This is a genomic window from Streptomyces sp. NPDC006309, from assembly GCF_040613095.1.
Lineage (GTDB): Bacteria > Actinomycetota > Actinomycetes > Streptomycetales > Streptomycetaceae > Streptomyces.
Map to the genome: position 1 here is coordinate 250,568 of NZ_JBEXRO010000003.1, position 12,765 is coordinate 263,332.

A 12,765-nucleotide genomic window follows, 5' to 3' on the forward strand; every position below is an offset into this window, starting at 1 on the left:
AACGCCGGTGCGGCCGTGGGCCGTCCGCGCCTTGTGCGCCGACCCCGCGCACGGATGCACCACCGGCGCACCACCGCGCAGGTGGACTACACCGCCTCGAACGCGAAGCCGTCGTACGCGGACAGTGCGCCCCCGTACGCCATCGCCGCGCTGTCCCGGGGCTTGGAACAGCGGTCCAGCTCGCACCAGATGCTCTTCCCGGCACCGTCGGGGCTCCAGCCCCAGCGGTCGGCGAGGCAGTCCACGAGGGCCAGGCCGCGGCCACCGGTGGCGTCGCCGCCGACGCAACGGGGCACAGGTGCGCGGGAACTGGTGTCGGCCACCTCCACCCGCACCGTGGCCGACGCGGTCCTCCCGGCCACCGGGCCGGGCAGGCACAGGCGCAGCACGGCCGGACGGCCGGTGTGCACCACGGCGTTGGTCACCAGCTCGGAGACGAGCAGGATCAGGGTCTCGGCCAGCGGTTCGTCGGCCGTTATCCCCGACCCGGCGAGCCGCGAGCGGGCCCACTTCCTGGCCCGTCCCACCTCCGCGGGGTCGGGCCGGATCTCCAGCTGCACTTGAAGCACCTGCACCGCTCACACCATCCGAACCGGCGGACACATGACCCCGCGCCGGCCGCGCGTCACGGCGTCAGCCGCGGCGGCGATCACGACGAGGGCCACGATCGTAGCCATTTTCTGCATGGCCAGGACAACGGCCAGAGCAAGGGTCACGTTGTGTGACCCCCTTGCGAGACAGCATGGTTGACGTACAGTCACCCCAACAAGCGCTTCGGGCATATTCCCGCGCGAAGGAGTACGCGTGAGGCATACTGTGCGACGCTCGTGACGGGGAGTCGAACAGGCGGCGGCCGAAGGGCCGGCCGCCCCGCCAGCAGCGGCGCGCACCGCACGGCCCGGCATCACCCCAGGGGCATCACCGGCCCGGCTCGTCCGCGTAGCCACTCGCATCCCACACAAGGTACCGGAGCGGACGCCCGACTCCAGGCCGTGACAAGTCGCGGTATGGACACAACCCGGTATCAACGCTCTGTGATGCCGAAGCGCCACGATCCGCGACATCCAAGGCCAAAGCTTCCGGCTCGCCCCAGCCTCTGCCCACCCCGGCCGGGGCGGTCAGAGGGTGTTGATCCGCCAGGCGAGAACGCCCGTGGCGCCCTTTACGCCGTCGACGTCCACCCGGACCGGGCCGTCACCGCCGATCCGCCGCTGCACCACGGACCGGTCGCAGGGGACCGCCACGCCGGCGCCCGCGGTCGCGGAACCCGTGGTCGCGGCACCGACGGTCAGCCGGGCACCGCCCTGCCCGAGACAGGTCAGGACGAGCCGGTAGGTCTTTCCCCCGGCCAGCACCGGGCGCGTATGGATGCCGTCCCGGACACGCTCCGCGCCGCCCTCCAGGAGCGCACCTCCGGGAACGCCCGCCACCACGGACGTCGCCTGCTTCATCCGGGCGGTCTCCGACGTGGAACCCGGCGCCCGGGACGGGGTGGTGGTGTGCGGCGAGACTGTGGACCGACCGGCGGCGTGACCACCGGAACCCTGGCCACCGGAACCCTGGCCACAGGAGGCGAGGGCCAGGACCGACGCGGCCACCGCGGCGCAGGCCGGCACGGCTCGCCGGACGGACGGACGGCTAACGACGGTGCCTCCCCTTGTTTCCGGTCACATCCGGCTCATGCTTGCCGTGGCGAAGAGTACGTCCCTGACCGCCCGGCGGTCGCCGTGCTGGCCCGCCGCGGCGTCCTCGGGGGAGATGTGGCCCGCGGCAAGGTGGCAGAACTCCACGCCGTCCAGGGCGACATGGGCCACCTCGTGGTCGGCGGAGCCCACCGCAGCCGGTGAGTCGAGCGCGATCAGCCACTCGCCGCCGCCCGCGCCCTCGATCTCCAGGCGCAGGCTGCGTCCGGGGGCGCCGGCCGGGACCAGGTGGGGTGTCCGGTCACCCGGTGCGGACAGGCCCGCGCGGCGGCGTTCGGCGAGTACCGACGGCAGCAGGCGGGCCGCGAGGTCGATCATCCGGTGGAGGTGGTGCGGGGCCGGCGGCTCGTACGGATAGTGCACCGCCTCCGCGATGTCCGCGGCGTGCACCCAGCACTCGAAGGCGCGGTCCAGCATCGCGTCGTGCAGGGGCAGCGCGAAGTCGCCGTACGCCACCGGCAGTCCGCCGGCGTGGCTGCCCGTGAAGGACACCGTCCGCACCAGGCTGTGGCTCTGCTCCCGCCAGGGCCCGCGCACCGTGCGGGTCGGCGGGAAGCGGGAGGCCCGCCAGTACGCCTCCGTGCGCCCGGCCGGCCCGGCGGCGCCGTCTCCCCGCCCGGGCGCGGCGGGGAGCGGGTCCTCCAGGCCGAGCGCCGTCGCGACCAGCCCGTCGACCGACAGCAGGTGCGCGATGACTCCGGCGACGGTCGTACGGCGGCTCGTCGGACGGTCGTCGTCGAACCAGCGCAGCCGCACCGGCGCGTGCCACTCCGCGTCGCCGAAGTCCTGGAGCAGCGCGTCCAGGCGGGCGGTCTCGGCGTCGTAGGGCACGGCCCAGTCGGGCACCGGGATGCGCGGCGGCCGACGGCTCAGGCAGCCCTTCAGGACGCGGGTGCGCAGTGCGGGGTTCAGGTCGAGGCTCTCCGGCTGGTGCAGCAGGCCGACCGCCTCGCGCAGCCGGCGGGCCTCGTCGGCGCAGCCGCCGCAGTCGCCCAGGTGTTCCTCGACGGCCGCCGTCTCCGCCGCCGAGCACGCGGCCAGCGCCCAGGCGCCGAGGAGCGACTTCAGGACACCGTGCGACAGACCGGGCGGGGCGGGGTCGTGGTCCGCGGGGGTGCGGTCCGCCGGGTCGGTGAGGCCGGGCGGTACGGGCACGTGGTCCGCCGGGTCGGTGAGGCCGGGCAACCGGAGTCCGCCGTCCTCGACGGAGGCACGGGGCGTGGGTACCCGGGGCTGCCGGGCGGGGCCGGGTCCGCCGGCGCCGGGCGGCGCGTCCCCCGCACCGCCCCCGGAACCGCCGGTGCCGGGCGACGTGTTCCCCGCACCGCCCCCGGAACCGCCGGTGCCGGGCGACGTGCTCCCCGCGCCGCCCCCGGCGTCCGTGCCGTCGTGGGCCGGGCGTCCGGGAGCGGCGCCGGTGCCGTCGTCCGGCTGTCCGCCGTCGGACTCGCGCGCGTGCCGCTCCCCCGCCGCGCGGTCGTCGTGCGCCTCGGACCGGTCCGCGCCGCTCACGCCGCACCTCCGTGTTCCGGCGGTGTCCCGGCGTCGTGGGCGGTGGACAGCAGCTGGAGGCCGAGGCGGAGCCGGCGGCGGGCCTCCTCCTCGGTGACACCGAGGTCGGCCGCGGTCTGGCGGTAGTCGCGGCGCCGGGAGTAGGCGAGGTCCAGGGCGGCGCGCAGCGGGGCCGGCATGGAGTGGACGATGTAGTCGGCGCGGGCGGCGACCGAGGCACGGCGGACGGTGTTCTCCAGTTCCTCGGGCCGCGACCGCTCCCGTTCCTCCCGGTCGCGCAGCCGCCGGACGGCGGCCCGGTGGGTGAGGCCGGCGATCCAGGTGCGCAGGGGCCCCTGTCCGGGGTCGTAGGTCTCGGGGTGTTCCCAGACGTGGGCGAAGACCTCGCGGGTGACGGCGTCGGCGGCCTCCTCGGTGCCGAGGACGCGGTGGGCGAGGCCGTGCACGAGGGAGGCGAACCGGTCGTACAGCTCGCCGAGGGCCGCGGCCTCACCGCGGGCGAGCCGCTGCTGCGTCTTCCGGTCCCAGCGGGGTGGTACGTCCTTCCCGGCCATGCCGTCCCCTCCCCTCGCGCGTGTCCGGCCCGACCAGCCTGTCGTCCCTGCCGTCCCGAATGTAGTCGGCACGTCTGACAGTGCACGCCCCTTTGTGTCAATGTGCGCCCCCCGGAGCACCGCAGGTGATAGTGCCCTCTTCACACATCCTTCACGCCCGTCGCGCGTGACTCTGATCGAACATGATCGATGGTGACCGAAATGAGCCTCTTATCGATCACCTGCCGTTTATCGCTTCGCGTTTCAGGGAACGGCCGCTGGGCAGCCGCCCCGAAGCAAACGTAGGAACTGCTTCCGGTTCCGGGCGGTTCCGGGAGATCCGGCGAACGGAGGGGCAGGGCCGTGGCATTCAACGTGACCGGCGTCGAGCAGGGCGAGTGGGCCGTGCTCCAGGTCTCCGGGGAGCTGGACCTGATGACCTCCCCGCTGCTGCGCCAGCGGGTGCACGACGTCGTCGCCGAGGGACACCACAGCCTGGTCGTGGACCTCTCCGACGTCTTCTTCTGCGACTCCAGCGGGGTCGGCGTGCTCATCGCGTCCCGCCGGCTGATCCGCTCCTGCCAGGGCCGGCTCCGGCTGATCCTGCCCGACCGCGGCGCGGAGGACGGCTCGCACGTCAACCGCGTCCTCGGCGCGCTCGGCGTCCGCCGCCTCTTCGACGTCCGCCCCGACCTCGACACCGCGACCACCGACGAGGCCGGTCCCCTCTCCGCCTGAACGGCCCGCACGGCTGGGTGACTCGGCCGCACCGTCGTCCCGGAATTCCCCCGGTTTTGGCACAACTGCCGGTTTCCCGCCACCCGGCGGCCACCCGCGTCGTACGCTCCCTGCCAGGCCGGCCCCACCGACAGGCGCGGCCCACATGGACGACCCACACGTAAGGCGGCCCGAACAGACATGGTCAGCACCGAGTACGAGCGCAGGATCGCCGCCCGGTTCGCCACCTTCGACCAGGACGGCAACGGCTCCATCGACCGCGCGGACTTCAACGCGGCGGCCAAGGCCCTGCTCGCCGAGTTCACCGTGCCCGCCCGCTCCGACCGGGGGCAGGCGCTGTACGCCGGCGCGGAGGCGTTCTGGCAGGGCATGGCCGGCATCGCCGACCGGGACGGCGACCAGCGCATCACCCGCGAGGAGTTCGTCACCGGGGCGGTCAAGCGGCTGCGGGACAATCCCGGCCGCTTCGCCGAGATCGCCCGCCCCTTCCTGCACGCGGCCCTCGCCGTGGCCGGCGCCGACGACGACGGCCGGCTGGGCACCGCCGACACCACGCGCGTGCTGCGGGTCCTGCGCGTGCCGGAGGAAGTCGCCCGGCAGGTCGCCGCCGCCCTCGACACCGACGGCGACGGCAGGATCGGCGAGGCGGAGATCGTACCGGCGTTCGCGCGCTACTTCACGGTCACCGAGTAACCGCGGCGGCGCCCGGGCCGTGTCCTCACGACCTAGGCGAAGACGACCGTCCGCCGGCCGTTGAGCAGGATCCTGCGCTCGGCATGCCACTTGACGGCCCGCGCCAGCGCCTGGCACTCCACGTCCCGTCCGACGGCCACGAGCTGGTCCGGCGTCACGTCGTGCCCGACCCGCTCGACCTCCTGCTCGATGATCGGCCCCTCGTCGAGGTCGGCGGTGACGTAGTGCGCCGTCGCCCCGATCAGCTTCACGCCCCGCGCGTGCGCCTGGTGGTAGGGCTTCGCGCCCTTGAAGCTCGGCAGGAAGGAGTGGTGGATGTTGATGATCCGCCCGCTGAGCTGCTTGCAGAGGTCGTCCGAGAGGACCTGCATGTAGCGGGCGAGGACGACGAGTTCGACGCTCTCCTCGCGGACGATCCGGAGCAGCTTGCCCTCGCCCTCCGCCTTGTTCTCCTTCGTCACCGGAATGTGGTGGAAGGGGATGTTGTACGAACCCACCAGTTCCTGGAACTCGGTGTGATTCGACACCACGCCGACGATGTCCACGGGCAGCGCCCCGATCCGCGCACGGAACAGCAGGTCGTTCAGGCAGTGCCCGAATTTGCTGACCATCAGCAGGATCCGCATCTTCTGGTCGGCCCGGTGGATCTGCCAGTCCATCTGGAAGGAGTCACCGATCGCGGCGAAGCTCGCCCGCAGCTTCTCCACCGTCACCGGCGCCTCGGCCGAGAAGTGGACGCGCATGAAGAACAGACCCGTGTCGTGGTCGCCGAACTGCTGGCTGTCCTCGATGTTGCAGCCCGTCATGAACAGATAGCTGGACACCGCGTGCACGATGCCCTGCTTGTCCGGGCAGGAGAGCGTGAGGACGTACTGGTCGGCCGGCGCGGCGGCCGAGGAGGCGGACTGCTCGTTCATGCACCACAGGGTCCCATACCGGCGGCCCGCCGCCCCCGGCCGTCCGCCAGCCGGACCCGCGCTACGCGCTGCGGGTCCGGATGCGCAGGACGTCCAGGCTCGTCGGCGGCGACTCCGGGTCGTCCCCGTCGCTCACCGACATCCGCACGTGCGCGTCGCGCGCCGCCCGCACCGCCTCCGGCCATCCGGCGTGCTCCAGGTACGCGGTGACCGGCGCGTCCGGCCCGACCTGGTGCATGATCCGCAGCACCCGCAGCACGGCGGTGTCGACGAGCGCCGCCTCCTGCGAGTCGCGGAAGACGGTGCCGACGTATTTCTCCGCGGACCAGTTGTCCAGCCAGGTGTCCTCCACCAGCCGGTACACGGCGTCGGTGACGTCACCGAAGCCGTCCAGGCCGGCCAGCCAGACGTCCCGCTGGAACACCGGGTCGGAGAGCATGTGCAGCGCCGAGCGCACGTTGCTGCGCCACCGCCACCACGGCATGTCGTTCAGAGGCATGCCGCCCATGGTGGAGGAGCGACGGCCGCGACGGGAAGTGTTCTCCGAACCTTGCACGGTCATCGATCGTACGTTCCGCGCGCCGCGGGTCCCACCGGCCCCCGTAATTCATCCCGACGTCACCCTTGGTCGACCGTGGGTCACTTCCCGGTTAGTGGTGTGAGGGAATCGTGTGTGCGCATGACCGGCAGGCGACGCACCCGCAGTACCTTCCCTCCCGCACCGTCCCGTGCTGTCAGAGCCACCGCCCTCGCGGCGGGCGCCGTGGCTCTGTGCACATCGCTCACCGCCGCGTGCGGGGTCGTCCCCGGTGCCACGGGGGGCTCCGGGGACGCCCCGGTCAAGGTGATGACCTGGGCCCCGCAGGACACCGACGCGACCAACAAGCCCGGCATGCCGGCGATGGCCCGCGCCTACGCCCGGTGGGTCAACGCGCGCGGCGGCATCCACGGCCGCAGGCTCCAGGTGCTGACCTGCAACGACCACAACGACACCGTGGGCGCGGCGAAGTGCGCGCGGCGGGCGGTGGACGAGAACGTGGTCGCGGTCGTCGGCTCCTACAGCCAGTTCGGCGACTCCTTCCTCGCCCCGCTGGAGGGCGCCGGCATCCCCTACATCGGCGGCTACGGCGTCACCAACGACGAGTTCACCGGCTCCATGTCCTATCCGGTCAACGGCGGTCAGCCCGCCCTCCTGGCCGGTCTCGGCGAGGCCCTCGCGGACGCTTGCGGCACTATCGCCCTGGTCCGCCCCGACAGCATCGCCGGCGACCAGCTGCCCACGATGCTCGACTCGGGGCTGCGGGCGGGCGGACACCGGGACGCCGGCGACCAGCTGGCCGCGGAGGACGCCACCGAGTACGGCGGCCAGGCCGAGCGGGCGCTGCGGTACGCCACCCGGGACCCGGCGGGCAAGGGCTGTGTGGTGCCCGCGCTCGGGGACCGCACCGACACCTTCATGGACTCCTTCCGGCGGGCCCGCGACGACTTCCCGCGGGTGCGCACGGCGACCGTGCTGGGCAGCGTCGACCAGACCGTGATCGACGCCACCGGCGGGGCGTCCGGGCCGTACGAGGGGTCGTACATCACCGGCTGGTACCCGGTCGCCTCCGACCCGCGGTGGGCCCCGATGAAGAAGGTGATCAACGAGGAGGCCTTCGGCGACAACCGGATCGACCCCGCGGACGCCGGTGTGCAGACCACCTGGATCGCCTACACCGTCCTCAGGGCCGCCCTGGAGCGGATCGGCGACGGTGAGGTGAGCGCCGACACCGTGCGGCACACCCTCGGCGGCGGCCTGCGCGTCTCCACCGGCGGCCTCACCCCGACCCTGCGCTGGCCCTACGAGAGCAGGCTCGCCGCGGTCGGCTTCCCGCGGCTGGTCAACGCCGACGTCACCCTCCAGGTCGTCCGGGACGGCAGGCTGGTCGCGGCCCGCAAGGGCGTCGGCGGCGACAGCGGGATCACCGACATGACATCGACCCTGGAGCACGCGGACGTGCCGTGACGGGTCCCGGCGGCCGGGACCCGTCGGCCGGTCACAGCTGGGTGGGCTGGCGCTCGGTCAGACCGTACTTCCGCGCGATCGTGTTCCACAGCCCCGCCGCCCTCGCCTTCTGCGCGCTGGCGGTGCCGCTCTCCCGGTTGCCGGCCAGGGTCTCACCCGTGGTGCGGGCGTGGCCCTTGTGGCAGATTTTGCGGCTCTTGGCCTGGTCGGCCCACGCCGCGTAGTGGTTGTCGGCCGCGGCGGACGCCTGCCAGGCCCTGGTCAGGGCGTCCTTCAGCTGACCCTGGGCATGGAGCTTGTCCGTGGTCAGCTCGCCGAGCCGGGTGACCAGCCCGGCGCGCTGCTTGGCCGCGTCCCGCAGGCCGGCGGCGGCCTGGTCGAGGTTGTCGCACTGCCGGACGTCGGTCACCGACCGGATCACCGAGGCACGGCTGCTGCCGCTGTCCGCGAGCAGCTTGTCCAGGTCGACCGCCTGCTGCCGGGCGGGGTCGACGGCGGGCGAGGCGGAGCCCTGGGTGGTGGGGGACGCGGTGGCGGCCGTCTTGTCGTCGGTGCCCCCGTCCTTGCCGCCCCCGCCGCTCAGCAGCGCGCCGGCGCCCACGCCGAGCACGATCAGGCCGATGCCTATGGCGGCGATGAGCGGCAGCCGCGACCGGCCCCGGCCCCGGCCGCCCCCGTCGTCCGCCTCGGATCCGTACGACGGCTGCGCCGGGCGGTACGGGGCCTGTGCCGGGCCGGGGTGGGCGTCGGGCACGCGCGGGAGCTGCTGGGTGGACCCGGCCGGGCCGTCGTCGCCCGCCGGGCCGCCGCGGAAGAGGTTGTCGAACTCGGCGGGCGGCTGCCGGTCCCCGCCGGCGGCCTGGGCCTGGCCGGGGTACGGCGGGATGTACTGCGTGGCCTCCGCGTCGGAGTGCGCGGGCGCCGCCGGCCGGGGCCCGTGGCCGAGGTACCGCGTCTGCTCACCGGCCGACTCGGGCGGCACCGGCGGGAGGTACTGGGTGGCGGCCTGGTCCGCGGGGGCCGCCTGGACGGGCGGGAGGTACTGGGTGGCGCCCTCGTCGGCGGGGCCGGCGGGCACCGGCGGGAGGTACTGGGTCGCACCGTCCGCCGTGGGCGGCAGCGGGGTTCCCGCGCCCGGATATCCGGCGCCCGGGACGGCGGGCGGCAACGGCGCACCGGGCGCGGACTGCGCCTGGTACTGCTGCGGATACTGCGAGGACTGGGGGTGCTGCTGGGACTGTGAGTGCTGCTGCTGGGGCTGCCCGTAGGGGTCGGGTGCGCCGTACGCGGGCTGCTGGGGCACGCCGTAGCCGCCGCTCTGCGGGCCGCCGTACTGCTGCCCGGCCGGGTCGCCCTGGCCGCCGTACTGCTGCGCCCCCTGCCCGGCCGGATCGCCCTGGCCGCCGTAGTACTGCGCGTCCGGGCCGGCCGGGGCGCCGTACGACGGGGGCTGGCCGCCGGGGCCGTACGACGGCGGCTGGGCGCCGTAGGACGGGGTCTGGCCGTACGACGGGGCCGGGGCGCCCTCGGGGGGCAGCGGGCCCGGATTCCCGGCGGACGGGGGCTGCGGGCCGGAACCGTCCGGGGTGCCCCACCGGGGGGCCGCCGGGGGCTGCCCCTGGCCCGGCTGGGGTGCGTGCTGCTCCGGGCCCCGGGGTCCGCCCCATGCCCGGCCGTCGGCCGGGGCCGCGGGGGCGGGCGTTCCGGTCGCGCCCGGCAGCAGGGGCTCGCCTCCGTCGGAGGGCAGCACGATGCCTTCGCGCGCGGGCCGCGCCGAGGGCTCCTCGCCCTGTCCACTCTGCGTCACCGGGACTCCTACTAATGGGGGACCTTGTGAATCGTCGGCTCACGCTACCGGGTCCCCCGAGCCGGGTGCCACGCAGCTCAGGATGCAACCTCCTTTCCTGTGACGGCGGTAACAGCCACGCCCCGCGACGCGGCCGCCACGGCACCGGGCGCACGCCCGGCCGCCGTTCGCCGTCCGTTCATCTCCTGGCCGGGCGGGTGTTCACGCGGCCTGCGGAAGTTCCAGGCGCGCCCCGAACTCCCGCACCACCGCCTCGTCCCGGAACGGCTCCAGCCGTTGCTGGAGGTCGTCCAGATACTCGGCGCCGCGGTTGGACCGCAGGGTTTCCAGCAGTTCGACCGCCTTCATGCCCGTGCTACAGGCCTGTTCGATCTCGCGCTGCTGCACCTGGGCCGTGGCCAGCAGCACATAGCCGATGGCACGCCGGCGGGCGCGGGACCCGGGGTGCCCGGCCAGCGACTGCTCGGCGTACCGCGCCGCCTGCTCGGCCTGTCCCAGGTCACGGTGACAGTGCGCCAGCTCGTCGGCGAGGTAGGCCTCGTCGAAGTGCCGGATCCACACGGGGTCGTCGTCGCGGAAGCCGTCCGCCCGCTCCATCGCCGCGACCGCCCGGCCGGTGGACGCCTGCGCCGCGCGCGCGTCGCCGAGCAGGGCGTGCCCGCGTGCCTCGGCCCCGTGGAACATCGCCTCCACGCGCGGGGTCACCTGCCCGCGCGTCCCCTCCTGCGCCGCCCGCGCCAACTGGGCGATCTCCCGGGGGTTCCCGAGCTGTGCGGCGAGGTGGCTCATGGACGCGGCGAGGACGTAGCCGCCGTACCCGCGGTCCCCGGCGGCCTGGGCGAGCCGCAGCGACTGGATGTAGTACCGCTGCGCCAGGCCCGGTTGCCCGGTGTCGACGGCCATGTACCCGGCCAGTTCGGTCAGCCGGGCGACGGCGGCGAAGAGTTCCCGTCCGACGGCCTCCCGGTAGGAGCCCGCGAGCAGTCCGGAGACGACGCTGTTCAGATAGTGCACGACGACCGGGCGCACGTGCCCGCTGCCGTACTGGTGGTCGAGGTCCGTCAGCGACTGGGTCATGGCCCGTACGGCGGCGACGTCGGACTGGCCCACACGCGGGCCCGCCTGCCGGGCGACCTGGGCGTCCGGGGCCGAGATCAGCCAGTCGCGGCTGGGTTCGACCAGCGCGGAGGCGGCGACGGAGGAGCCGGACAGGAAGTCCCGGCGCCCCACGTCGCTGCGCCACAGCTCGCAGACCTGCTCGATGGCTCCCAGTACCGTCGGTGAGAACTGGAGACCGACGCCCGAGGCGAGGTTCTTGCCGTTGGCCATGCCGATCTCGTCGATCGTGACCGTACGGCCGAGCTTGCGCCCGAGCGCCTCGGCGATGATCGCCGGCGCCCGGCCCCGCGGCTGCTGGCCGCGCAGCCAGCGGGCCACGGACGTCTTGTCGTAGCGCAGGTCGAGACCGTGCTCGGCGCCGCACATGTTGACCCGCCGGGCCAGCCCGGCGTTCGAGCACCCCGCTTCCTGGATGAGTGTCTGGAGGCGTTCGTTCGGCTGCCTCGCCACGAGCGGCCTTGCGGCCATGTGCTACCCCCTGCGTTGCGATCCCCTGGAGCGTGAAGTTCAGGCCGGGAAGATCACTGCCCAGCTGACATACCGTCAATGCACGACATGTGCGGTTTGCCGGGGTAACGACGGTTGCCCTCCCCCTCCTTGGCTACCCACCCCACGCCTCGCTTCCTCCCGCGCGCCCCCGCACGTGCACCCATGCGCCCCGACCGGTGGACCGGTGCTCCTCCCCCGCGCGCGCCGCGGCCGTAACCCCGGGTGGGTGAGGGAGTTGAGAGGAACGTGGAAGAGACGATCGCGGACGCCCAGGACACTCAGACTGCCGGTCACGTCCCGCAGCAGCGGGGAGAATCGCTACTGGAGACCGCCGTACGGTACGCCGAGGAGCGGCACTGGGACGTGGTCCCGGGCAGCTGGCTGGAAGCGGTCGACGGGGTGCCGCACTGCTCGTGCCGTGACTTGTCCTGCCCCGCGCCGGGGGCGCACCCCGCGCGCCCCGACTGGGCCGACCAGGCGACCGGCAGCGCGACCGTCGTGCGCCGGATGTGGCAGCAGCAGCCGACGGCGTCGATCCTGCTGCCGACGGGACGGACGTTCGACACGCTGTCGGTTCCGGAGAGCACGGGCTTCCTGGCCCTCGCCCGGATGGAGCGGATGGAGCTGACGCTCGGGCCGGTCACGCTGACCCCCGACCGGCGGATGCACTTCTTCGTGCTGCCGGGGGCCGGCGCGAAGATGCCGGACCTGGTGCGGAAGCTGGGGTGGTCGCTGTCGTCCCTGGATCTGGTCGCGCTGGGCGAGGGCGCGTACGTGGCCGCGCCGCCCACCAGGGTGGGCTCCCGGGGGGCCGTGCAATGGGCCCGTCGGCCGACCCCGGCGAACCGCTGGCTGCCGGACGCGGAGGAGCTGATCTCCCCGCTGACCTACGCGTGCGGCCGGGACCGCTAGCCCCGGCGCCCCTGGCGGGGGCACCCGGGCCCACCGGGGGCGCGGCACCCGGGGCCCGGGGCCGCCGGGCCGGCCGGGACCGTGCTCCGCCGAGGACGCCGGGCAGGCCGGGAACCGGCCGCGTCAGGCCGCCGGACCGGCCAGAGCCGCGCCGTGCCAGAGCCAGGCCGTCCGAGCCGCAGCCACCCGCCGCGCCAGAACCGCCCCGACCAGGCGCTGTCAGGAACACCGAAACCGTGCCGTGTCGCAGCCACCCGGCCGGCCAGGACCAGCCGCGTCAGGACAGCCGGGGCCGGCCAGAGCCGCCCAGCCGGCGGGCGAGGCCGTCCGAGCCGCA

Annotated in this window: 13 protein-coding genes; 4 read left to right on the forward strand and 9 right to left on the reverse strand. The window is 74.2% G+C overall.

Annotated features, from left to right (window positions below; genetic code table 11):
- Nucleotides 1-86 precede the first annotated feature (86 nt).
- The 5 genes from ABZ117_RS05900 to ABZ117_RS05920 all read right to left on the reverse strand — a co-directional run bounded on the left by ABZ117_RS05900 (nt 87) and on the right by ABZ117_RS05920 (nt 3,769).
- Nucleotides 87-560: an ATP-binding protein gene (locus ABZ117_RS05900; protein ID WP_356818155.1), complete on the reverse strand. Its 474-nt coding sequence runs from the start codon at nt 558-560 to the stop codon at nt 87-89.
- An 18-nt stretch (nt 561-578) separates the two neighbouring features.
- Complete coding sequence (locus ABZ117_RS05905; RefSeq protein WP_356817773.1) at nt 579-716, reverse strand: hypothetical protein; 138 nt, start codon at nt 714-716, stop codon at nt 579-581.
- A gap of 402 nt (nt 717-1,118) precedes the next feature.
- The gene (locus ABZ117_RS05910; protein WP_356817775.1) at nt 1,119-1,451 is read right to left on the reverse strand and encodes a hypothetical protein; all 333 of its coding nucleotides are present in this window, start codon (nt 1,449-1,451) and stop codon (nt 1,119-1,121) included.
- Between the two features lie 216 nt (nt 1,452-1,667).
- Nucleotides 1,668-3,215: a maleylpyruvate isomerase N-terminal domain-containing protein gene (locus tag ABZ117_RS05915; RefSeq protein ID WP_356817777.1), complete on the reverse strand. Its 1,548-nt coding sequence runs from the start codon at nt 3,213-3,215 to the stop codon at nt 1,668-1,670.
- Complete coding sequence (locus tag ABZ117_RS05920; protein ID WP_356817779.1) at nt 3,212-3,769, reverse strand: sigma-70 family RNA polymerase sigma factor; 558 nt, start codon at nt 3,767-3,769, stop codon at nt 3,212-3,214. Before ABZ117_RS05920 ends, ABZ117_RS05915 begins: the two co-directional genes overlap by 4 nt.
- A 342-nt stretch (nt 3,770-4,111) precedes the next feature.
- On the opposite strand from ABZ117_RS05920, the gene ABZ117_RS05925 reads away from it, so the two are divergent.
- Together ABZ117_RS05925 and ABZ117_RS05930 are read left to right on the forward strand one after the other, a co-directional pair.
- Nucleotides 4,112-4,486 (forward strand): STAS domain-containing protein, encoded by a 375-nt coding sequence (locus ABZ117_RS05925; RefSeq protein WP_356817781.1) that lies wholly within the window; start codon nt 4,112-4,114, stop codon nt 4,484-4,486.
- A gap of 180 nt (nt 4,487-4,666) precedes the next feature.
- On the forward strand, nt 4,667-5,179 hold the full coding sequence (locus ABZ117_RS05930; protein WP_356817783.1) for an EF-hand domain-containing protein: 513 nt from the start codon (nt 4,667-4,669) through the stop codon (nt 5,177-5,179).
- A 32-nt stretch (nt 5,180-5,211) separates the two neighbouring features.
- Here the strand turns inward: ABZ117_RS05930 and purU are convergent, their stop codons facing one another.
- Both purU and ABZ117_RS05940 read right to left on the reverse strand, forming a co-directional pair.
- The gene (gene purU, locus ABZ117_RS05935; protein WP_356817785.1) at nt 5,212-6,096 is read right to left on the reverse strand and encodes a formyltetrahydrofolate deformylase; all 885 of its coding nucleotides are present in this window, start codon (nt 6,094-6,096) and stop codon (nt 5,212-5,214) included.
- 61 nt (nt 6,097-6,157) lie between these two features.
- Nucleotides 6,158-6,658 (reverse strand): hypothetical protein, encoded by a 501-nt coding sequence (locus tag ABZ117_RS05940; protein WP_356817787.1) that lies wholly within the window; start codon nt 6,656-6,658, stop codon nt 6,158-6,160.
- A 117-nt stretch (nt 6,659-6,775) separates the two neighbouring features.
- Here ABZ117_RS05940 and ABZ117_RS05945 point away from each other — a divergent pair, with 117 nt between their 5' ends.
- A complete protein-coding gene (locus tag ABZ117_RS05945) occupies nt 6,776-8,101 on the forward strand; it encodes an ABC transporter substrate-binding protein (RefSeq protein WP_356817788.1) in 1,326 nt (441 codons plus the stop codon).
- Nucleotides 8,102-8,132: 31 nt separating this feature from the next.
- Here the strand turns inward: ABZ117_RS05945 and ABZ117_RS05950 are convergent, their stop codons facing one another.
- Both ABZ117_RS05950 and ABZ117_RS05955 read right to left on the reverse strand, forming a co-directional pair.
- A complete protein-coding gene (locus ABZ117_RS05950) occupies nt 8,133-9,908 on the reverse strand; it encodes a hypothetical protein (RefSeq protein WP_356817790.1) in 1,776 nt (591 codons plus the stop codon).
- Nucleotides 9,909-10,109: 201 nt separating this feature from the next.
- Nucleotides 10,110-11,495, reverse strand: coding sequence for a transcriptional regulator (locus ABZ117_RS05955; RefSeq protein ID WP_356817792.1), 1,386 nt, complete (start codon nt 11,493-11,495; stop codon nt 10,110-10,112).
- A gap of 267 nt (nt 11,496-11,762) precedes the next feature.
- On the opposite strand from ABZ117_RS05955, the gene ABZ117_RS05960 reads away from it, so the two are divergent.
- Nucleotides 11,763-12,428: a bifunctional DNA primase/polymerase gene (locus tag ABZ117_RS05960; RefSeq protein ID WP_356817794.1), complete on the forward strand. Its 666-nt coding sequence runs from the start codon at nt 11,763-11,765 to the stop codon at nt 12,426-12,428.
- The last annotated feature ends 337 nt before the right edge of the window (nt 12,429-12,765 follow it).

What these genes read in the sequence shown, in the direction of transcription:
- ABZ117_RS05910 (WP_356817775.1), bottom strand. Translation starts at nt 1,451, where the DNA reads ATGAAGCAGGCGACGTCCGTGGTGGCGGGCGTTCCCGGAGGTGCGCTC.
- ABZ117_RS05920 (WP_356817779.1), bottom strand. Translation starts at nt 3,769, where the DNA reads ATGGCCGGGAAGGACGTACCACCCCGCTGGGACCGGAAGACGCAGCAG.
- ABZ117_RS05930 (WP_356817783.1), top strand. Translation starts at nt 4,667, where the DNA reads ATGGTCAGCACCGAGTACGAGCGCAGGATCGCCGCCCGGTTCGCCACC.
- purU (WP_356817785.1), bottom strand. Translation starts at nt 6,096, where the DNA reads ATGAACGAGCAGTCCGCCTCCTCGGCCGCCGCGCCGGCCGACCAGTAC.
- ABZ117_RS05940 (WP_356817787.1), bottom strand. Translation starts at nt 6,658, where the DNA reads ATGACCGTGCAAGGTTCGGAGAACACTTCCCGTCGCGGCCGTCGCTCC.
- ABZ117_RS05945 (WP_356817788.1), top strand. Translation starts at nt 6,776, where the DNA reads ATGACCGGCAGGCGACGCACCCGCAGTACCTTCCCTCCCGCACCGTCC.
- ABZ117_RS05955 (WP_356817792.1), bottom strand. Translation starts at nt 11,495, where the DNA reads ATGGCCGCAAGGCCGCTCGTGGCGAGGCAGCCGAACGAACGCCTCCAG.